This is a genomic window from Zoogloea sp. (genome assembly GCF_041911615.1).
GTDB lineage: Bacteria > Pseudomonadota > Gammaproteobacteria > Burkholderiales > Rhodocyclaceae > Zoogloea.
Window position 1 is genome coordinate 39182 of sequence record NZ_JAYROR010000144.1, and the last position, 19115, is coordinate 58296.

The following is a 19115-nucleotide window of genomic DNA, read 5'->3' on the forward strand; positions in this document are numbered from 1 at the left end:
TCGCCCCCGCAAGGAATCGCGATGAAACGCCTGATTTCGACTTTGGCCCTGGCCGCCCTCGGCGCGCTCGCCTGCGGTGACGGGCTCGCTGCCGACGCCCCGGCGCTGTACACCCAGCACTGCCTCGCCTGCCACGGCGTCGGCCGCCTCGGCGCGATGGGCCCGGCGCTGCTGCCCGAGAGCCTCGAACGCCTCAAGCGCAAGGACGCCGTCGCCACCATCCGCGAAGGCCGCGCCGCCACCCAGATGCCGGCCTTCGGCCAGACCCTCAAGCCCGACGAGATCGAGGCGCTGGCGGGCTGGATCTACTCGCCGGTGAGCCCCGCGCCCAGCTGGAGCGAGGCCGACATCCGCGCCTCCCGCGTCGAGCCCTATCCGCCGGGCAGCCTGCCGGATGCCCGCCAGGGCGACGTGGCCAAGGCCGACCCGATGAACCTCTTCATCGTCGTCGAGGCCGGCGACCATCACGTCAGCGTGCTCGACGGCGACCGCATGGAGCGCATCTTCCGCTTCCCGTCGCGCTACGCGCTGCACGGCGGGCCGAAGTTCACGCCGGACGGCCGCTACGTGTTCTTCGCCTCGCGGGACGGCTGGGTGACCAAGTTCGACATCTGGAACCTGAAGGTCGTCGCCGAGGTGCGCGCCGGCCTAAACACCCGCAACGCCGCGGTGTCGAGCGACGGCCGCTTCGTGGCGGTGGCCAACTACCTGCCGGGCAACCTGGCGATCTTCGACGCGGACCTCAAGCTGCTCAAGCTGATCGACGGCCGCAATCTCAAAGGCGACGCCAGCTCGCGCATCTCGGCGGTGTATGACGCCGCGCCGAGGAAGAGCTTCGTGGTGGGCCTGAAGGATCTCCCGGAAATCTGGGAAGTGTCCTACGACCCGGCTGCGAAGCCCTTCCACGACGGCTATGTGCACGACTACAAGATGGGCGAATCCATCGCCACGCCAGGCTACCTCAACCCGCGCCGCACCGTGCTGGAGATGCCGCTGGACGACTTCTTCTTCACCCAGGACTACGCCAACGTGGTGGGTGCCAGCCGCGAGGGGCGCGGGCAAGTGGTCAACCTGGACGTGCGCCGCCCCATCGCCGCGCTGGACCTGCCCGGTATGCCGCACCTGGGCTCGGGCATCTCCTGGCTGCGCGACGGCCGCCGGGTGGTGGCCAGCACCAACCTCAAGGACGCCCAGGTGAGCGTGATCGACATGCAGAACTGGCAGACGCTGGCGACGATCCCCACGCTGGGCCCGGGCTTCTTCCTGCGCAGCCACGAGAACAGCCCCCACGCCTGGGTCGATTCGATGATGAGCCCGACGGCGAAGGACACCCTGCAGGTCATCGACAAGCAGCAGCTCAAGGTGGTGGCGCAGATCCGTCCGGAGCCGGGCAAGACCTTCGCCCACATCGAGTTCGACCGCTACGGCCGCTACGTGATCGCCAGCCTGATGGAGAAGGACGGCGCGCTGATCTTCCTCGACGCCAACACCTTCAAGGAGATCAAGCGCCTGCCGGCGAGCAAGCCCATCGGCAAGTACAACCTCTTCAACAAGATCCAGCGCTCGGAAGGCACCAGCCACTGAGCGCGGGGCACGGCCTCAGCACCCCAGTGCCATCCGCTTCTCGACGTAGGCGCGGCGGCGCGTGACCAGTTGTTCGGCCGACGCGGGCGACTGGGGGTGGAGCAGCGCGGCGTCCACGTCCTGGATCACCTCGAGCAGTTCGGTGCACAGCGCGGCCTTGTCGGTGGCGTCGGCCGCGGCGTGAACCTCGAGGCGCTCGGGCGCGGCTGGCGCTGCGGCCGGGCTCTGGGCGTGGGCGAGCGGGTGCTGGTAGGGAAACGGGCCCTCCGTCGGCGGCGTCGCCTGCCCGTCGGACAGGCGGAAGTGGTCCGACCAATAGGCGATTCCAGCCGCCAGGAACAGGGCGGCGAGCAGGGCGGAGCCTTCCTTCACGATTGGATCTCATTCGGCATGGGCGCGAATTTATCACCCAATCCGGGCTGCCGCATGAGACCTGCCGCACGCCAGCCGTTCGCGCCCTTGACCGCGCTCAAGGTGAACCGCCGGCACATGGGCCAATCTGCCGTTCGTACGACGACTTTGTGCCCCACCCGGAGAGAGAACCCATGACCGCCAGTCCCAACCCCGTGATCGTCGACGCCCGCGGCCTGATGCCGCCCGAGCCGCTCAACCTGACCCTCGAAGCCCTCGACATCCTGCCGCCCGGCGGTGAGGTGATCCTGAAGCTCTACCGCGAGCCCGGGCCGCTCTACGACATCCTGCGCCGCAACGGCTTCACCCATCGCACCGAAACCACCGGCGATGGCGAATTTCACGTTCACATCCGCCACGCGGCGGCCGCCTGAGACGGCCCGGCGTTCAGTCGTGATCGGACAGGCGGGCCGCATCGTGGATCACGATGTGCTTGCCCTGGACCGAGATCAGGCCCGCATCGGAGAGTTCGTGGAAGATTCGCGACAGGGTCTCGGGCGTCAGGCTCAGGCGCGAGGCGATCACCTGCTTGCTGGTCGGCAGTTCGACCTCGTGGCGACCGCCGGGCGCGCAGGGCGCGCTCTCGGCCAGTTGCAGCAGGTAGCCGATGACCCGCTGGGTGGACGAACGCAGCGCATAGGATTCCACGTCGCGCACCATCGAGTGCAGGCGGATCGACATGCCCGCCAGCAGCTTGCGGGCGAAGCGCGGGTCCTGCTCGATCTGCTCGAACACCGCCGCCGAGCCGATGTGCAGCAGCAGCGTGTCGGCCAGCGCCTCGCCCAGCACCGGATAGGGCTGATCGAGGAACATCACCGCCTCGCCGAAGCTCTGCAACGGCCCGAGGATCTCGACGACCTTCTCGTTGCCCTGGGCCGACGTGAACGCCAGCTTGATCTGCCCCCACACGACGAGGAAGAAGCCCTTCGGATGCTCGCCCCGCTGGAACAGCCGCTCGCCTTTCTGGAGGCGCTTCTCGCGGGTGGCGGCGGCGATCTGGGCAAGGTCTTCGGGCGCCAGGGCGCCGAACAGGGGCATACGGCTCAGCAGGCCGGGAATGTCGATCTTGTCGGTGGTCATCGGCAGGTCTTTCAACGCGGGCAACGTGCCCGTCCCCGATTCTAACCCCGGGCGGGCGCCCCGCAGCGATCCCCGCCCCGAATGGCCGATAACCCCCAAGGCATCATGGAAAAGCCGATCCCGCTCCAGACCCGCCCGCTCCAGCCCACCGAGCCCCGGCGCCCCGCGCCCGACGCGCCGCCGCCGTCGCGGGGGGCGATCCTGTTCGCCGCACCGCATCGCCCGATGTTCCTCGCCGGGGTGGTCCAGACGGTGCTCGCCTTCGCGCCCTGGGCCTGGGAACTGCTGGCCCGTGCCGGCGCCTTCGCCGGCCCCGCGTGGCCGTGGCCGCCGGCCTGGGTGCATGGGCTGTGGGCGGCCTACGGCATCTTCCCGTTCTTCGTGTTCGGTTTCCTGATGACGGCGATGCCCCGCTGGCAAGGCATGTCCGACACCGCCGGCGACGCGGCACGCGCCCCGTGGGCGGCGCTGGTCGCCGGCTGGCTGGTGTTCGACCTGGGGCTCGTCGCCGCTTCGGCGACGCTGCGGGGGCTGGGGCTCGCGCTGGTTCTGGCGGGTTGGCTGGGCGGTTTGCGGGTGCTGTTCCCGGTCGCCTTCCGGGCCGGCAAGCCATGGCTGCATTCGGGCGCGGCGTGGCTGGCGCTGGCGGCCGGCGCGGCGGGGCTGGTGGCGTGGCTGGTCTTCGATCTCGCCGGGGCGCCGCTGGCTGCGCGGATCGGCCTGACGGCCGGCGTGTGGTGGCTGCTGGCGCCGCTGTTCATGGTGGTCAGCCACCGCATGATTCCGTTCTTTTCCAGCTCCGCCTTGCCCCGTTACGAGCCAGTCCGCCCCGACTGGGCGCTGCGGGTGCTGCTCGGCGCCAGCGTGGCCCACGGCCTCGCGGCGATGGCGGGCCACGAGGCGTGGGCCTGGCCCACCGATCTGGCGGCGGCCGCCACCGCCCTGTGGTTGAGCTGGAAGTGGCAGCTGCGGCGCAGTTTCGCGGTGCGCCTGCTGGCGATGCTCCACCTGGGCTTCCTGTGGCTCGGCATCGCCTGGCTGCTGGCGGCGCTGCAGGGGCTGTGCCACGTCGCCGGTGTCGAGGCGTTCGGGCTGGCGCCGCTGCACGCGCTGGCGGTGGGCTACTTCGCCACGATGACGGTGGCGATGGTGTCCCGCGTCACCCTCGGCCATTCCGGTCGACCGCTGGTGGCCGACGGGCTCACCTGGCGGCTCGCCCTGGGTCTGCACGGGGTGGCCGCCGCGCGGGTGCTGGCCGATCTGCTGCCGGCGGCGCAGACCGCGCTGCTGGCGATCGCGGCGCTCGGCTGGCTGGCCGTGTTCGCGCCGTGGATGGCGCGGCTGGTGCCGATTTACCTGGCCCGCCGCGCCGACGGCCGTCCCGGCTGAGCGCCACCCGACTGCGGTGATTTGTCACCCTCCGCCCCCCGTTCCGGGGCGGAGCGTGACTTTCGTCGCCCGGCGACAGGACATCCTTCCTTTGCAATCCCCCGCTTCCCATGCACCATGGGGAAAACAGCAAGTACTGATATATCAGGATGATGCCAGCCAAGCCCACGCCGGCCCTGCCGGAGCCCGCCAGCCAGCGCCTGTCGCCGGACAGCACGTTGATCGACGCCCTTTCCTGTCTGCTCACCGGTGGACTCGCCGCGGTGGCTATCGACGATGCCGGGCCGGCGCCCAAGTTCCTCGGCGCGGCCACGCTGCTCAAGGCCTGGCAGGCCGGGCTGCCCGCCGCCACGCCGATCTCGGCGCTCGAGCTGGACAGCGAGGCGCCCGACGCGGCCAGCGCGGTCGGCGCCGACATCCTGATCGACGGCCTGCCGCTGCGCATGTGGTTGAAGCGCAGCGACGGCGTCTATCTCGTCGTCAATCGCAGCTTCGCCGAGGCCTGCGGCCGCGCTTCGCCGCAGGACGTGATCGGCCGCACCGACCTCGACCTGTGGCCCCGCGAGCGGGCCGACGCCCATCGCGCCGAAGACGCCGCGGTGATCGTCGCCGGGCAGCCGCGCACCTGGATCGAGCAGCGCGGCGAGGGCGCCGACGCGATCTGGCTCGAGACCTACACCGCACCGGCCCGCGGTCGCCACGGCGAGATCGTCGGCACCGTCGGGGTGACCTGCGACGTCACCGAACGGATGCGCGAGCAGCGCGCCGCCCAGCGCAGCCGCAAGAAGCTCGCCGACGTGCTGGCCACCATCGGCGAAGGCATCTGGGACCGCAACCTCGTCAGCGAGCGGATCAGCCACAACCGCCACTGGTGCGCGATGCTGGGCCTCGACGACCTGTGGCTCAACCACGCCTCCGACGCGCTGCTGGCCCTGATCCACGAGGAGGACCGCGACCGCGTCAGTGCCGCCCTCGACGCCTGCCTCGACGGCCACGGCACCTACGTCTGCGAATACCGTCTGCGCCACGCCGACGGCCACTACATGTGGGTGCGCGACCGTGGCGACGTGGTGGACTACGACCAGGACGGCCGCCCGCGGCGGATGGTCGGCAGCATCGCCGACATCAGCGCGATGCGCACCACCACCCAGGCCCTGCTCGAAAGCCAGATCCGATACCAGCAGGTCTTCGACAGCGTCCGCGAGGTCATCTTCCAGACCGACGCCCGCGGCCGCTGGCAGCTCCTCAACCCGGCCTGGAGCGAGATCACCGGCCACCCGGTGGACGAATCCATCGGCCACAGCTTCCTCGAGTTCCTTCACCCCGACGACGTGTCCGCCCGCCGCGAGGCGCTGATGCCGCTGGTCGAGCGCACCCGCGACCACTGCAGCGCCACCCTGCGCGTGCGCTGCCGCGACGGCAGCTACCGCTGGGTCGACCTGTTCGCCCGCGCCATCGTCGATGCCGACAACGCGCTGATCGGCACCTCCGGCACCCTCAACGACGTCACCAGCCGGGTCGCCGCCGAGGACTACCTGCGCCTGACCGCCAGCGTCTTCCGCCACGCCCACGAGAGCATCATCATCACCGACCCGGAGGCGCGCATCCTCGAGGTCAACGACAGCTTCTGCGCCCTCACCGGCTACACCCGCGACGAAGTCATCGGCCAGCACAGCCGCCTGCTGCGCTCCGGCCTGCACGAGCCGGCCTACTACGAGAAAATGTGGGCCGCGCTCTTGCGCGACGGCGTCTGGCAGGGCGAGACCTGGAGCCGCAAGAAGAACGGCGAGTTCTACGCCCAGCTCGGCAACATCTCGGCGGTGCGCAACGAGGCCGGCAAGACCACCCATTACGTCGGCCTGTTCTCCGACATCACCGACCTCAAGGAAAACCAGCGCCGGCTCGAACACCTGGCCTACCACGACGCCCTCACCCAGCTGCCCAACCGCAGCCTGCTGGCCGACCGGATGCGCATGGCGCTGGCCCAGGCCGAACGCAACGGCACCCTGGCTGCCGTCGCCTACCTCGACCTGGACGGCTTCAAGCCGGTGAACGACCGCCTCGGCCACCACGTCGGCGACCGCCTGCTGGTGGAAGTGGCGCGGCGTCTGCAGGCCTCCACCCGCGCCGGCGACACCGTCGCGCGGATGGGCGGCGACGAGTTCGCGCTGATCTACAACGGTCTCGAACACGCCGACGAATGTCAGCAGGTGTTCAACCGCCTGCTCGCCAGCATCGCCGAACCGGCCTTCGTCGACGGCCACGAGATCCGCGTCACTGCCAGCATCGGCGTGACCCTGTGCCCCCTCGACGGGTCCGACCCGGACACCCTGCTCGCCCACGCCGACCAGGCCATGTATCTCGCCAAGCAATCCGGCCGCAACGGCTTCCATCTCTTCGACCCGGAGCGTGACCGCAGGATGCGCGCCCAGCGCGACGCCCAGACCCGCGTCGAGTCCGCGCTCTACCACGGCGAGCTGGAACTGCATTACCAGCCCAAGGTGGACGCCCTCACCAACCAGCTGTCCGGCGTCGAGGCGCTGATCCGCTGGAAGCACCCCGAGCTCGGCCTGCGCCTGCCGGGCGAGTTCCTGCCCACGGTGAGCGAGTCGCGCTTCGAGATCGAGCTTGGCAAGTGGGTGCTGTCCACCGCCGTCGCCCAGCTCGAAGCCTGGCGCGCCGCCGGGCTTGCCACGCGGATGAGCGTCAACATTTCGGCCCGCCACCTGATGCACCCCGATTTCGTGCCTCACCTGCGCGCCGTGCTCGTCGCCCATCCGGCGCTCGACCCCGGCCTGCTGCAGCTCGAGGTGCTCGAAGCGGCCACCCTCGAGGACGTCTCCGGCATCGCCCGCATCATGGCCACCTGCAACGACCTGGGCGTCAGCTTCGCGATCGACGACTTCGGTACCGGTTTCGGCGCCATGAGCAGCCTGCGCAAGCTGCCGGTGCGCAGCATCAAGATCGACCGCTCGATCATCCACAACATGCTCGACGACGAGGACGACCTCGCCACCGTGCAGGGCATGATCGGCCTCGCCACCGCCTTCCGCCGCGAGGTGATCGCCGAGGGCGTCGAGACGCCCCGTCACCGCCAGGCCCTGCTCAAGCTGGGCTGTCATCTGGTGCAGGGCCACGGCATCGCCCGCCCGATGCCCGCCGCGCGCATGCAGCGCTGGATGCGCGCCTACGCCACCCGCCACTGAGCCCCGGCCAGTTGCGTTCCGCCGCCGCCCGGGTGACGGAACGCAAAATCCGCGCCCGGCGGGCGCCGTAGCACCGCGCCCGCGTCCGCAATCCGCCCCGTTTCGTGCGACCATGCGTTCCGCGTGGCCGCCGAGGCGGGCGCGCATCCCGTCATAACCCTCGAAGCAAACATGGAATTCCTGACCGACCCGCAACTGCTGATCGCCTTCTTCACCCTCACCGCCCTCGAGCTGGTGCTGGGCATCGACAACGTGATCTTCATCTCCATCCTGGTGGACAAGCTGCCCGCCGAGAAGCGCGCCTTCGCCCGCCGGCTCGGCCTGTTCCTGGCGATGTTCATGCGCCTCGCGCTGCTGGCGGCGCTGTCGTGGATGGCCGGCATGACCGAGCCTCTCGTCACCGTGCTGGGCCACGGCTTCTCCGGCCGCGACCTGATCCTGCTGGGCGGCGGCCTGTTCCTGGTGTGGAAGAGCACCCAGGAGGTGCACCAGCTGATGGAAGGCGAGGAGGGCGAGGCCTCCAGCGCCGTCAAGGCCACCTTCGGCGCGGTGATCGTGCAGATCATCCTGATCGACATCGTGTTCTCGCTCGATTCGATCATCACCGCCATCGGCATGGTCAATAACCTGCCGGTCATGATGGCCGCGGTGGTCGCCTCGGTGGGCCTGATGATGGTTGCCTCCGGCCCCATCGGCGACTTCGTGTCGCGACACCCCACCGTGAAGATGCTGGCCCTTTCGTTCCTGATGGTGATCGGCGTGGTGCTGATGGCCGACGCCTTCGGCCACCACGTGCCCAAGGGCTACATCTACTCGGCGATGGCCTTCTCGGTGCTGGTCGAGATGCTCAACCTGCGCATGCGCAGCCGCCATGCCGCCAAGACCGCGCCGGTCAAGCTCCACGAGCCCTACGTGCGCGAGGGTGGCAAGCGGTGACGGCGCCCTTCGGGCCGCTGACGCCGGATTTCGTGCTGTCGGCGGTCGAGTCCACCGGGCTCGTCTGCGACGGCCGCCTGCTCACCCTCAACAGCTACGAGAACCGCGTCTATCAGGTCGGCATCGACGACGCCCAGCCGCTGATCGCCAAGTTCTATCGCCCCGGCCGGTGGAGCGACGCGGCGATCCTCGAGGAGCACGCCTTCCTCGCCGAACTGGCCGAGGCCGAGATCCCCGCGGTGCCGGCGGTGGCGGTGGGCGGGCGGACGCTGCACCACCACGAAGGCTTCCGGATCGCGCTGTTTCCGCGCCGCGGCGGCCGCGCGCCGGAGCTCGACGACCCGGCGGTGCTCGGCTGGCTCGGCCGCTTCCTCGGCCGCATCCACGCCATCGGCGCGAAGACGCCCTTCGTGCATCGCCCGTCGCTGACGATCCACAGCTTCGGCGAAGAACCGCGTGATGAGCTCCTCGCCAGCGCCTTCATCCCGCCCGAGCTCCGCGAGACCTGGCGCTCGGTGGTGGATCAGGCGCTGGACGGCGTGCGCCGCTGCTTCTCGCGCGCCGGCGATCAACCGTCGATCCGACTGCACGGCGACGTGCACGGCGGCAACGTGCTGTGGACCGACGCCGGCCCGCATTTCGTGGATTTCGACGATGCCCGCAGCGGCCCGGCGGTGCAGGATCTGTGGATGCTGCTCTCCGGCGACGCCCCGGCGATGGCCCGTCAGCTCGATCACGTGCTGGAAGGCTACGAGCAGTTCGCCGAGTTCAACCCGGCCAGCCTGCATCTGGTGGAAGCCCTGCGCACCCTGCGCCTCATCCACTACGCCGGGTGGATTGCCCGGCGCTGGGACGACCCGGCTTTTCCGGCGGCTTTCGGCTGGTTCGACAGCCCGCGCTACTGGCAGGACATGATCCTGGCCCTGCGCGAGCAGATCGCGCTGATGGACGAATCGCCGCTCGCGCGGCAGTTCTGAGGCGCCGCCCAATGCAAACGGGGCGACTGCACGTCGCCCCGGGCGGAAAGCGCGACGCGGCGGGGATCAGGCGGCCGGCTCGGCCTCCGGCGCCACGCGGTCGCCGGCGCGAAAGGCGTCGAGCAGACGGCGCATGCGTCCGGCGTCCTCGTCGGTGAAACCCTGTTTGAAATCGGTCAGCACCAGCCGTGGACGCGTCGGCCAGTTGCCCGGCGCGTCGTCGATGGCCAGCCACTCGGCGCCCGGCGCCTTGGCCGCCAGCCACTGGCGCGCCTCGCGCTCGCGCAGGCCGTACAGCTCGTTGGGGTTGCGCGGGAAGATCGCCGGCGTGGTGTCGATCACCCGCGGCTGGATGTCCTCGGAGAACCGCGCCCGCAGCTTGGGCAGCGAGAACAGCGTGCGCCAGTCCGAGGCGATCACCACCCGCGTCTCCGGGTAGTCGCGCAGCACCGCTTCCAGGACCGGCAGACAGCGAAAATCCTCCGCCTCGCGCCACGGGTGGGTCACCCCGTCGAAATCGAGGAACACGTAGACCGGGATCACACCCGAGCCTGGTGGGTTTTCGGCTGTTTTTTGATGCATCGCAACATTATCGATTGAGGAATTCCGGAAACTTACCGTTAAGAAAAAAGTATACGTAACAGTCAGCGTGGATCATTCTACGGTTTGTGATTGTTGCAGTGCAGTAATTTTTTATCGACCCCATGGAGTCTCCTATGAAACCGATCATCAATCTCGAAGGCAAGGTAGGTCTGATCACCGGCATCGCCAATGAAAAGTCCATCTCGACCGGCGTCGCCGAAGCCTGTATCGAGGCCGGCGCCAAGGTCGTCATCACCTACCAGAACGAGAAGACCCTGGCCTTCATCGAGCCCATCGTCAGCCGTCTGGGCATCGACGACGTGCTGCTGCTCGACGTCACCAAGCCCGAGACCATGGATGAAGTCTTCGCCCGGATCGACGCCAAGTACGGCAAGCTCGACTTCGCGATCCACTCCATGGCCTTCGCCAAGCGCGACGACCTCCACGGCCGCGTGGTGGACACCTCCGCCGACGGCTTCGCCCTGGCGATGGACGTCTCCACCCACTCCTTCGTGCGCCTCGCCCGCAAGGCCGAGCCGCTGCTCGAGAAGGCCGGCGGCGGTTCGCTGATCACCATGACTTACCTGGGCAGCGAGAAGGTCATCGCCAACTACGGCGTGATGGGCCTGTGCAAGGCCGCCCTCGAAGCCGCCACCCGTTACATGGCCTTCGAGCTCGGCGCCAAGAACATCCGCGTCAACGCCATCTCCCCGGGCCCGCTGATGACCCGCGCCGCCTCCGGCATCGCCGGTTTCGACGGCCTGATGGCCGCCGCGGTCGACCGCTCGCCGCTGCACCGTCTGGTCACCCCGGAAGACGTGGGCGCGCTGGCCGCGTTCCTGATCTCCGACGCTGGCCGGAACATGTCCGGCGGCGTACACTTCGTGGATGCTGGCTACAACATCATCGGATGACCCCCGTCGATCCGCGATGATCGACCCGCCCGCCGCCTCGCCGGAACAGGTGACGGAAGTCGCCTGCCTCCCCGATCCGGTACCGGCCCACCCCCTGCTCGCCGGCTGCATCGAGATCGGGCGGGGGGAATCTTCCATCGTCCTCGACGGCGGGCGCGGCGACCGCGTCTTCAAGGTCGTCAGTTCGCCGGCCGATTACTTCTACCTCGCCGCCGACGACCGTCCCACCGGCATCCACTTTCCACGGCTGTTCGCCGATCATGGCGTGGTCGGCAAGGCCAGCAACGGCTATTCGTTCCGCCTGCTCGAGATCGAGCGCCTGCTGCCGGTGTCCGGCGAAGCCGAGGCGCTGGCCCGCAGTCTGTCCCACGCCTACTGGGAAGGCTGCGAGAAATGGGCCAACCTGGGTGTGAACCGGGGCCGCCTGGCGCTTTACCACATCGCCCAGGACCCGCCGCCGGGCCTGCCCGCCAGCCTCGTCGAGGCCATCTCGGCGCTGTCCGACTTCATCGAGGAATACCCGATCCAGCCGGACATCCTCAACCCCCACAACCTGATGATGCGCCCCGACGGCACCCTGGTGCTGTCCGATCCGGTCTTCCTGCCCTGAAGCGGGCCCTCCGCGCAGCGCGACGGCATTTTTCGGTGCCGCGCATTACTACAAAAATCACGTAAACTCGGCGCTCCCCAATGCGTCCGCCCCCGGGCGGGAGACCCGCCATGAACGCTCCCCGTGTGACCGCCGCGGCCGTTGTGATCCTCTCGGGCATGGTCGCCGCCCTTCACATCGGCAAGATGCCCCCCGCCATTCCGGTGTTGCGCGGCGCCCTCGGCGTCACCCTGCTCGAAGCGGGCTTCCTGCTGTCGCTGGTCCAGCTCGCCGGCATGTCGCTGGGCGTGCTGATCGGCGTGGCGGCCGACGGCCTCGGTTTTCGGCGCGCGATGCTCGGCGGGCAGCTGTTGCTGGCGCTCGCCAGCCTGGCTGGCGCGTGGGCCCGTGCGCCGGCCGAGCTGCTCGCCTTGCGCGGCCTCGAAGGGCTCGGCTTCCTGCTCGTCGCCCTGTCGGCGCCGAGTTTGATCCGCCAGCTCGTGCCGCCGGCCCGGCTGGCGGTATACCTGGGCTTCTGGGGCACCTACATGGCCAGCGGAACCTCGGTCGCGCTGCTGGCCGGCCCGGCGGTGATCGCGGCCCTCGGCTGGCCGGGCTGGTGGATGCTGCTCGCGGGCGTCTCGGCGCTGATGGCCGCGTGGATCGCCGTCGCCGTGCCCGCCGACCGCCGGACGGGCGCGCCGGCCGCTGCCGCGCCGGACACCTGGTGGCAGCGCCTGCGCCTCACCCTGTCCTGCGCCGGCCCGTGGCGGGTCGCGCTGATCTTCCTGCTCTACGCCGGCCAGTGGCTGGCGGTGATCGGCTTCCTGCCGTCGATCTACGCCCAGGCCGGGCTCGGTGGCCAGCTCGCCGGCGCGCTCACCGCGCTGGCCTCGCTGGCCAACGTCACCGGCAACATCGCCGCCGGTCGCCTGCTCCACCGGGGCGTCTGCGCCCGCCACCTGATCTACGCCGGCTTCGTCGCGATGGCCGTCGGTGCCGCGCTGGCCTTCGGTCCCGTCAGCGAGGACGCGCCGGTGCTGCGCTACCTCGCGGTGCTGATGTTCTCGGCGCTCGGCGGGCTGATTCCGGCCACCCTGTTCTCGGTGGCGGTGCACGTGGCGCCCAGCGAGCGCACGGTGTCCACCACCGTCGGCTGGATGCAGCAGTGCTCGTCCACCGGCTCCTTCGTCGGTCCGCCGCTGGTGGCCTGGGTGGCCGGCGCGGTGGGCGGCTGGCAGTGGACCTGGGCGGTGACCGGGCTCGCCTGCGTGCTGGGGTTGATCCTGGCGCGGGGCATCCAGTTCCGCCGCCACGCCTGACGGCCAGCCGGCGGCGGCGCGGCGTATACTCCGGCCTCGCCGTTTTCGCCCGATAGGACCAGCCCATGTGCGGCATTGCCGGAATCATCGCCTCCGCTCCCCTCACGCCGCTCCAGCGCGCGCGCCTCGACGCCGCCGCCGCCGCGCTGCACCACCGGGGCCCGGACGACGCCGGCATCGCCCTCGAAGGCCAGGTCGGCTTCGTGCATACCCGCCTGTCGATCATCGATCTGGCCGGCGGCCATCAGCCGATCGCCACCCCCGACGGCCGCCTCTCGGGCGTGGTCAATGGCGAGATCTACAACTACGTCGAGCTGCGCGATCCCTTCATCGCCCGCAACGGCTACACCCCGCTCACCCATTCCGATTCGGAATCCGCGTTGCAGGTTTTATTCGCGGAAGGCATCGACGGCTTCAAGCGTCTCAACGGCATGTTCGCCCTGGCGATCCACGAGCCGGGGCGGCGGCGGGTCGTCCTGGCTCGCGACCGGCTCGGCATCAAGCCGCTCTACTACAGCGTTCAGCCCGGTTTCGTGGCTTTCGGCTCGGAACTCAAGGCCGTGCTGGCGTTGCTCGACGCGGTGCCGGCGGTCAATCCGGACGCGGTGGCGCAGTTTCTCGAGCACGAATTCCAGGGCGGCGAGGACACCGCCTTCGCGGGCATCCGCCGGGTGCCGCCGGGCGTCGCGCTCAGCATCGACTACGATCTGACGATCACCCGCCAGCGCTGGTGGTCGCTCACCGACGTCCAGCCGGAGAAGATGGACCAGCCCGAGGCCGAACGGCGCTTCTCGGCGCTGATGGAACAAGTGATGACCGAGCACATGCGCGCCGACGTGCCCTTCGGCCTGTTCCTGTCGGGCGGCGTGGATTCGAGCCTGCTGTGCGCGCTGCTCACCCGGATGCACGGCCAGGCCATCGAGAGCTTCTCGGTGGGGTATTCGGTGGATCGCCAGCGCAACGAGCTCGATGCCGCGCAAACGATCGCCCGGCGCTTCGGCACCCGTCACACGTCGCTGGAGATCACCCCCGAGGCGCTGCTGGCGCGCATTCCCCACGCCATCTGGAGCACCGACGAGCTGATGCGCGACTACGCCGTGCTGCCCACCTCGATGCTCGCCGAGCGCACCCGCCAGTCGCTGAAAGTGGTGTTCACCGGCGAGGGCGGCGACGAGGTGTTCGCCGGCTACGCGCGCTACCGCAAGCTGGCCATCCAGCGCTGGGCGGCCAACCTGGTGGCGCCGGGCTCCGGCGGATTCCGCACCCAGGGGCGCTGGCCGCGCGGGCTGATCCGGCAGGTCTTCGCGCCGGCGCTCAGGGCCGCCGCCGGCGGCTTCCGCCAGCCCCAGATCGACGCCTGGCGCGCCGCCCCGCGCAGCTGGAGCGCACTGCAGAAAGCCCAGCACAACGATCTCGTCACCGCGCTGCCCGACAACCTGCTGGTCAAGGTGGACCGCAGCCTGATGGCCTTCGGCGTGGAAGGCCGGGTGCCGTATCTGGATCACCGCATCGTCGAATTCGGGCTGGCGTTGCCCGACGCGCTCAAGGTGCGCGGCAAGATCGGCAAGCATTTCCTGCGTCAGTGGGGCCTGCAGTACGTGCCCCACGACCACCTGTTCCAGGTGAAGAAGGGCTTTCACGTGCCCATCGGCACGATGCTGTCGGCGGATTTCCTGGCCCGTCTCGGTCCGCTGCTGGCCGCCAGCCCGGCGATGGCCCAGTGGTTCGACCCGGCGGGCATCCGTGCGATGTTCGCCGCCCACGCCCGAACGAACGCCCACACCGAGCACATCTGGGGCCTGCTCCATTTCGCGATCTGGCATCGCATCTTCGTGGAGCAGGGCGGTCGCCAGCCGGCGCTGGCGGAAGATCCGCTGGACTACCTGCGCTGACCCCGGGGCGCGGGCCGGGCTCAGGGCGCCGGTAGCCGTGCCGCGATGTCGGCCGCCAGGGCGTCCACCAGACGGCCGTGGGCGGCGGCGAGGCCGTCCCAGCCCGGTTCGGTGACCGCCTCGCTGGCCACGAAGCGCCGGCTCGTCACGTCGCGGCCGGCCTGGCGCAAGGTCCACACCGCTTCGAGGGTGACCCGCTCGAAACCTTCCGCCTCGAAACGCTGCACGTCGATCGGCAGGGTCAGCGCCGGTTCGGCGATGCTCGCCTGCGGCCACGCCACGGCGCGGACATAAGGCGTGCGGCGGGCCAGCTCGACGGCGACCCGGCGGGCCAGCTCGGTCTTGAGGGGCGCCGCCCAGCGGTGGGATTCCGACACCTCGGCGCGGGCGCCGTCTTGCAGGCGCACCAGATACAGGCGGTCGACGGTGGCGGGCATGCCCACCGGGCCGACCACCAGGCTGGCCCCGGCGGCGGTCGTTGCCGGCATGGCCGGCGGCGGCGCCAGCGGGCCGAGGCTGTAATAACGGATCGGCGGCGAGCTGCAGGCGCCGAGACCGGCGACGAGGGCCACGGACAGGGCGAGGACGAGAGCGGGTTTCATGGCGGTCATGGTTGCGGGCGGGGGGCGGGGCACTGGGCGGCAATCCAGCGGGCGTCGGTTTCCATCTGTACCTCGCCCTGGGCAGCGTGCATCTGGACCCGGGTGGTCATGTGCTCGGGGCTGTGGACCTGGGTGTCGAAGTCGGCGCTGCCGCGGGGCTGGCTGCAGTCGAGCCGGCCGCGCACGGTGTTGGCGCTGCGCTCGACGCTGGCGAGCACGCAGTGGCCGTCGGTCCGGCCGGCGTAGACGGCGTCCTGCCGGGCCATCTCGGGGGTGACGCAACTGCGCACCGTGCCGTCGCTGCCGAGCTGCAGGCCGCGCGCGGCCATTTGCTGGCGCAGCATGCGCTGGGTGTCGGGGGGCAGGTTGCCGAGTTGTTGCTGGAGCCGCGCCATCTGCCCCGACAGGTCGGGCAGGCCCGCGACGTTGAGGCGCGTCGAGCGGAACTCCCACAGGCCGGGGCGGATTTCGGCCTCGGCCGGATGGGCGAGGGGTGGGGCGGCCAGCGCCAGCAGGGCGGCGAGGTGGCGCAAGGGGATGGCGGCGGTCATGGTTTCTCCTCGGGCTTGCCGCGCAGCAGCGCCTCGGGGTTGCGGTCGAGGGTGTCGGCGAGGTGGCGCAGGGCCTGGGCGGCCCGGGCGAGTTCCTGCAGGCTGGCGCGCAGGTCCTGCTGCAGCGGTGCGTCGCTGGCAAGCAGTTTGCGGGCGTCGGCGATGGCGACCCGCGCTTCGCTGACGGTGTCGCGTACTTCGCCGCCGGCCAGACCGTCGAGGCGCTTGAGCAGGCGCTCGGCTTCGTCGACGGTGCGGCCGAGGCCGGCGATGGCCTTGTGGGTGTCGCGTCCGATGTCCTCGAGGGGCAGTTTGTCGAGGCGGTTGACGATGCGCAGCAGGGTGGTCTGCAGTTCGTCGAGGCTGCCACGCTGGGTGGGCAGCTGGGGCGGCTGCTGGCTCCAGTCGGCGCGGGCGGGCTTGGTGCCGGGGAAGAAGTCGAGGGCCACGTAGAGCTGGCCGGTGACGAGGTTGCCGCTGCGCAGCTGGCCGCGCAGACCGTTGCCGATGAGCTGATCGACGAAGGCGCGGAAGTTCTTGTCGTGGACGTCCTTGCCGAAATAGGTGGTGTTGTCGGGCGAGGCGTGGGCGCGCATGCGGCCGGGGTAGATCTGGGCCTCGACGATCAGCCCGAGGTCGGTGCTCCGGGGGTGGAAGTCGGGCGTGATGGCGCTGACTTCGCCGATCTGGATGCCGCGGAAATCCACCGGCGCCCCCACCGACAGCCCGCGCACCGACTCGGTGAAGCGCAGCGCGACGGTGAGCACCTCGGTGTGAGGCTGCTTGAGGGCTTCGGCGCGGGTGGCGAACAGGCGGAAGGCCTGGCCGCGCGGCGCGGGCTGGTCGGGGCCGTCGTCGGGCGTCTGGAAGGCGATGCCGCCGGCCATGATCGCCGCGAAGGATTCGGTGTTCACCTGCACGCCGTCGGCGCCGATCTTGACGTCCACGCCGCCGGCGTTCCAGAAGCGGCTGTTGGTGGTGACGAAGCGGTCGTAGGGCGATTTGATGAAGATCTGCACGTCGAGCCGCTTGCCGGTCTCGTCGAGCTTGAAGCCGGTGACCTGGCCGGCCTCGATGCGCCGGAAGTAGATCGGCGTGCCGGCGGCGATGGAGCCGAGGGTCTCGGCCTGCAGCACGAAGGACTGGCCGGGCACGTCGAAGGTGACCGCCGGCGCGGCGTCGAGGGCGACGAAATCGCGCCGGTCCTCGTCGGACTTGCCGACGTCGAGGCCCACGTAGGCGCCCGACAGCAGCGTGCCCAGGCCCGACACGGAGCTGCCCGAGACCCGTGCGCTGACCACCCAGAAGCGGGTGTCGTCCTTGAGCAGGCGGGCGGCCTCGCGGGCCATCAGCGCGGTGGCGACCACGTGGGTGCCGTCGTCCGAGAGCGCCACGGCGCTGATCTGGCCCACCTCCACGTCCTTGTACTTGATGCGCGTCTTGCCCGGCTCGAGGCCTTCGCCGGTCTTGAAGGCGATGGTGATCGTCGGGCCCTGCTCGTAGTAGCTGCGGGCGGCGAGGAACAGGCCGATCAGCAGCGCCACCAGCGGAATGATCCACACCAGCGGAATGCGGAAGCGGTGAGGCGCCTCGACGTGGGCGGTGGGCAGCGGCGCGGCGTCCGGCGGGGGGGAGATCGGATCAGGCATGGTCGGCGGCGGAAGGAGCGGGGTCGGAGGCGGGCGCCGGGTCGGCGAGGGGGTCCCAGATCAGGCGGGGGTCGAAGCACATCGCGGCGAACATCGTCAGCACCACTACCGCGCCGAAGGCCACCGCCGCCGGCCCGGCCTGGATGGTGGCGAGGCCGTGGAACTGCACCAGCGCCACCAGCAGGGTGATGACGTAGATGTCGAGCATCGACCAGCGGCCGACGAACTCCACCATCCGGTACAGCCGGGTGCGTTGCAGCATGTTCTTGCGCGAACGGCGCTGCACCGACGCGGCGAGGTAGAACAGCGCGATGATCTTGAGCAGCGGCACCATCACGCTGGCGAAGAACACCACCGCGGCCAGCGGCCACGAGCCGGACTGCCACAGGAAGATCACCCCGCTCAGGATGGTGTCGTCCTGGCTGCCCAGCAGCGAGGCGGTGCGCATCATCGGCAGCAGGTTGGCGGGCACGTAGAGGATGGCCGCGGCGATCACCAGCGCCCAGGTGGCGGCGAGGCTGGCGGGCTTGCGCATGTGCAGCGGGGCGCGGCAGCGCGGGCAACGCACCAGGCCGTGGCCGGCGGGCGGGCGGGCGAGCTGGCCGCACACGTGGCAGCTCATCAGACCGGCCTCGCGGGCGGTGAGGGGGCGCGGCGCGGGGCTCACGGGCGGGTTCCGGCGCATGGCGTCTGCCACACCAGGCGGCTGTCGAAGGCGCGTCCGGCGAGGGTCAGCACGACGATCAGCGCCGCCATCGCCCAGAAAGCGGTGCCGAGGATCACGGTGGCCAGGTGCGACAGCTTGACCAGCGACACCAGCATGCCCAGCAGGAAGACCTCGACCATGCCCCACGGCCGCACCGAGCGCACCAGCCGGAAGAACGGCGCGAGCCGCGGCGATACCCGGCCGGTGCGCAGCGGCACCAGCACGACGAGGATCATCGCCAGTTCGAGCAGCGGAAACAGCAGCGTGGTGACGCCCACCAGCGCGGCCACCGGGCCCATGCCGTCATGCCACAGGATGCGCAGCGCGCCGAGCAGGGTCACGTCCACCCGCTGACCCTGCATCTCGAGGCCGACCAGCGGATAGACGTTGGCGATCACGTAGAGGATCGCGGCGGTGCATGACAGGGCCAGGCTGCGGTCCAGGCTGTCGGGCGGGTTGCGTGCCAGCAGCGCGCCACAACGGGCGCACCGGGCCGTCTCGCCAGGGGCGAGGGGCGGCTCGGACTGCAGCAGATCGCACTCGTGGCAGGCGATCGGCGCGGCGGGCAGGCGGGGATGCGCTTCGGGCGCGGGCATCGGAACGGGGTGGCCGGGCAAAATGACGGCCTATTGTGCGGCGCGCCACGATGCGGCGCAAGCCGTCTCGTGGTGCCCGGGTCCGGCGCGGTGCCGGGTGGGCCCGGCGGCGGGTCAGCGCCCTTCGGC

General features: G+C 70.3%; 18 protein-coding genes. 10 read left to right on the plus strand and 8 right to left on the minus strand.

Going from position 1 to position 19115, the window contains the following annotated elements; translation table 11 throughout:
• Nucleotides 1-21: 21 nt before the first annotated feature.
• Nucleotides 22-1584: a cytochrome D1 domain-containing protein gene (locus tag ACE3P2_RS19420; RefSeq protein ID WP_374267558.1), complete on the plus strand. Its 1563-nt coding sequence runs from the start codon at nt 22-24 to the stop codon at nt 1582-1584.
• Nucleotides 1585-1599: 15 nt separating this feature from the next.
• Here the strand turns inward: ACE3P2_RS19420 and ACE3P2_RS19425 are convergent, their stop codons facing one another.
• Nucleotides 1600-1956 carry a hypothetical protein gene (locus ACE3P2_RS19425; RefSeq protein WP_374267560.1) on the minus strand — a complete coding sequence of 119 codons (357 nt, stop codon included), beginning with the start codon at nt 1954-1956 and terminating at the stop codon, nt 1600-1602.
• Nucleotides 1957-2129: 173 nt separating this feature from the next.
• Between ACE3P2_RS19425 and ACE3P2_RS19430 the strand changes: the two genes are divergently transcribed.
• Nucleotides 2130-2369, plus strand: coding sequence for a DUF2249 domain-containing protein (locus ACE3P2_RS19430; RefSeq protein ID WP_374267562.1), 240 nt, complete (start codon nt 2130-2132; stop codon nt 2367-2369).
• A 13-nt stretch (nt 2370-2382) separates the two neighbouring features.
• Here ACE3P2_RS19430 and ACE3P2_RS19435 read toward each other — a convergent pair whose 3' ends face one another.
• The gene (locus tag ACE3P2_RS19435; RefSeq protein WP_374267564.1) at nt 2383-3075 is read right to left on the minus strand and encodes a Crp/Fnr family transcriptional regulator; all 693 of its coding nucleotides are present in this window, start codon (nt 3073-3075) and stop codon (nt 2383-2385) included.
• A 105-nt stretch (nt 3076-3180) separates the two neighbouring features.
• Between ACE3P2_RS19435 and ACE3P2_RS19440 the strand changes: the two genes are divergently transcribed.
• The 4 genes from ACE3P2_RS19440 to ACE3P2_RS19455 all read left to right on the plus strand — a co-directional run bounded on the left by ACE3P2_RS19440 (nt 3181) and on the right by ACE3P2_RS19455 (nt 9583).
• Entirely contained in the window at nt 3181-4464 is a 1284-nt protein-coding gene (locus ACE3P2_RS19440) for an NnrS family protein (RefSeq protein ID WP_374267566.1), read from the plus strand.
• A 149-nt stretch (nt 4465-4613) separates the two neighbouring features.
• The gene (locus ACE3P2_RS19445) at nt 4614-7670 is read left to right on the plus strand and encodes an EAL domain-containing protein (RefSeq protein ID WP_374267568.1); all 3057 of its coding nucleotides are present in this window, start codon (nt 4614-4616) and stop codon (nt 7668-7670) included.
• A 171-nt stretch (nt 7671-7841) separates the two neighbouring features.
• A complete protein-coding gene (locus ACE3P2_RS19450; protein ID WP_374267570.1) occupies nt 7842-8606 on the plus strand; it encodes a TerC family protein in 765 nt (254 codons plus the stop codon).
• On the plus strand, nt 8603-9583 hold the full coding sequence (locus ACE3P2_RS19455) for a serine/threonine protein kinase (protein WP_374267572.1): 981 nt from the start codon (nt 8603-8605) through the stop codon (nt 9581-9583). The genes ACE3P2_RS19450 and ACE3P2_RS19455 overlap by 4 nt, the downstream gene beginning before the upstream one ends.
• A 66-nt stretch (nt 9584-9649) precedes the next feature.
• On the opposite strand, the gene ACE3P2_RS19460 is transcribed toward ACE3P2_RS19455, so the two are convergent.
• The gene (locus ACE3P2_RS19460; RefSeq protein WP_374267574.1) at nt 9650-10165 is read right to left on the minus strand and encodes an HAD domain-containing protein; all 516 of its coding nucleotides are present in this window, start codon (nt 10163-10165) and stop codon (nt 9650-9652) included.
• A gap of 134 nt (nt 10166-10299) precedes the next feature.
• Between ACE3P2_RS19460 and fabI the strand changes: the two genes are divergently transcribed.
• The 4 genes from fabI to asnB all read left to right on the plus strand — a co-directional run bounded on the left by fabI (nt 10300) and on the right by asnB (nt 14882).
• Entirely contained in the window at nt 10300-11079 is a 780-nt protein-coding gene (gene fabI, locus ACE3P2_RS19465) for an enoyl-ACP reductase FabI (protein ID WP_374267576.1), read from the plus strand.
• Nucleotides 11080-11095: 16 nt separating this feature from the next.
• Nucleotides 11096-11689 carry a hypothetical protein gene (locus ACE3P2_RS19470; RefSeq protein ID WP_374267578.1) on the plus strand — a complete coding sequence of 198 codons (594 nt, stop codon included), beginning with the start codon at nt 11096-11098 and terminating at the stop codon, nt 11687-11689.
• 110 nt (nt 11690-11799) lie between these two features.
• Nucleotides 11800-12990, plus strand: a complete 1191-nt coding sequence (locus ACE3P2_RS19475) for a CynX/NimT family MFS transporter (protein ID WP_374267580.1) — start codon at nt 11800-11802, stop codon at nt 12988-12990.
• Nucleotides 12991-13055: 65 nt separating this feature from the next.
• Nucleotides 13056-14882, plus strand: coding sequence for an asparagine synthase (glutamine-hydrolyzing) (asnB, locus tag ACE3P2_RS19480; RefSeq protein WP_374267582.1), 1827 nt, complete (start codon nt 13056-13058; stop codon nt 14880-14882).
• A gap of 20 nt (nt 14883-14902) precedes the next feature.
• Here the strand turns inward: asnB and ACE3P2_RS19485 are convergent, their stop codons facing one another.
• The 5 genes from ACE3P2_RS19485 to ACE3P2_RS19505 are packed head-to-tail and all read right to left on the minus strand — an operon-like array spanning nt 14903 to nt 18986.
• Nucleotides 14903-15484: a membrane integrity-associated transporter subunit PqiC gene (locus ACE3P2_RS19485; RefSeq protein ID WP_374267584.1), complete on the minus strand. Its 582-nt coding sequence runs from the start codon at nt 15482-15484 to the stop codon at nt 14903-14905.
• Nucleotides 15485-15489: 5 nt separating this feature from the next.
• The gene (locus ACE3P2_RS19490) at nt 15490-16035 is read right to left on the minus strand and encodes a DUF3617 family protein (protein WP_374267586.1); all 546 of its coding nucleotides are present in this window, start codon (nt 16033-16035) and stop codon (nt 15490-15492) included.
• A complete protein-coding gene (locus tag ACE3P2_RS19495; RefSeq protein WP_374267588.1) occupies nt 16032-17684 on the minus strand; it encodes an intermembrane transport protein PqiB in 1653 nt (550 codons plus the stop codon). Before ACE3P2_RS19495 ends, ACE3P2_RS19490 begins: the two co-directional genes overlap by 4 nt.
• Entirely contained in the window at nt 17677-18306 is a 630-nt protein-coding gene (locus ACE3P2_RS19500) for a paraquat-inducible protein A (RefSeq protein WP_374267592.1), read from the minus strand. Before ACE3P2_RS19500 ends, ACE3P2_RS19495 begins: the two co-directional genes overlap by 8 nt.
• A gap of 41 nt (nt 18307-18347) precedes the next feature.
• Nucleotides 18348-18986, minus strand: coding sequence for a paraquat-inducible protein A (locus ACE3P2_RS19505; RefSeq protein WP_374267590.1), 639 nt, complete (start codon nt 18984-18986; stop codon nt 18348-18350).
• Nucleotides 18987-19115 lie beyond the last annotated feature (129 nt).

Coding starts and splice junctions, on each gene's coding strand:
- ACE3P2_RS19420 (WP_374267558.1), top strand. CDS start 22: ATGAAACGCCTGATTTCGACTTTGGCCCTGGCCGCCCTCGGCGCGCTC.
- ACE3P2_RS19430 (WP_374267562.1), top strand. CDS start 2,130: ATGACCGCCAGTCCCAACCCCGTGATCGTCGACGCCCGCGGCCTGATG.
- ACE3P2_RS19435 (WP_374267564.1), bottom strand. CDS start 3,075: ATGACCACCGACAAGATCGACATTCCCGGCCTGCTGAGCCGTATGCCC.
- ACE3P2_RS19440 (WP_374267566.1), top strand. CDS start 3,181: ATGGAAAAGCCGATCCCGCTCCAGACCCGCCCGCTCCAGCCCACCGAG.
- ACE3P2_RS19445 (WP_374267568.1), top strand. CDS start 4,614: ATGATGCCAGCCAAGCCCACGCCGGCCCTGCCGGAGCCCGCCAGCCAG.
- ACE3P2_RS19450 (WP_374267570.1), top strand. CDS start 7,842: ATGGAATTCCTGACCGACCCGCAACTGCTGATCGCCTTCTTCACCCTC.
- ACE3P2_RS19460 (WP_374267574.1), bottom strand. CDS start 10,165: ATGCATCAAAAAACAGCCGAAAACCCACCAGGCTCGGGTGTGATCCCG.
- fabI (WP_374267576.1), top strand. CDS start 10,300: ATGAAACCGATCATCAATCTCGAAGGCAAGGTAGGTCTGATCACCGGC.
- ACE3P2_RS19470 (WP_374267578.1), top strand. CDS start 11,096: ATGATCGACCCGCCCGCCGCCTCGCCGGAACAGGTGACGGAAGTCGCC.
- ACE3P2_RS19475 (WP_374267580.1), top strand. CDS start 11,800: ATGAACGCTCCCCGTGTGACCGCCGCGGCCGTTGTGATCCTCTCGGGC.
- asnB (WP_374267582.1), top strand. CDS start 13,056: ATGTGCGGCATTGCCGGAATCATCGCCTCCGCTCCCCTCACGCCGCTC.
- ACE3P2_RS19485 (WP_374267584.1), bottom strand. CDS start 15,484: ATGAAACCCGCTCTCGTCCTCGCCCTGTCCGTGGCCCTCGTCGCCGGT.
- ACE3P2_RS19490 (WP_374267586.1), bottom strand. CDS start 16,035: ATGACCGCCGCCATCCCCTTGCGCCACCTCGCCGCCCTGCTGGCGCTG.
- ACE3P2_RS19495 (WP_374267588.1), bottom strand. CDS start 17,684: ATGCCTGATCCGATCTCCCCCCCGCCGGACGCCGCGCCGCTGCCCACC.
- ACE3P2_RS19500 (WP_374267592.1), bottom strand. CDS start 18,306: ATGAGCTGCCACGTGTGCGGCCAGCTCGCCCGCCCGCCCGCCGGCCAC.
- ACE3P2_RS19505 (WP_374267590.1), bottom strand. CDS start 18,986: ATGCCCGCGCCCGAAGCGCATCCCCGCCTGCCCGCCGCGCCGATCGCC.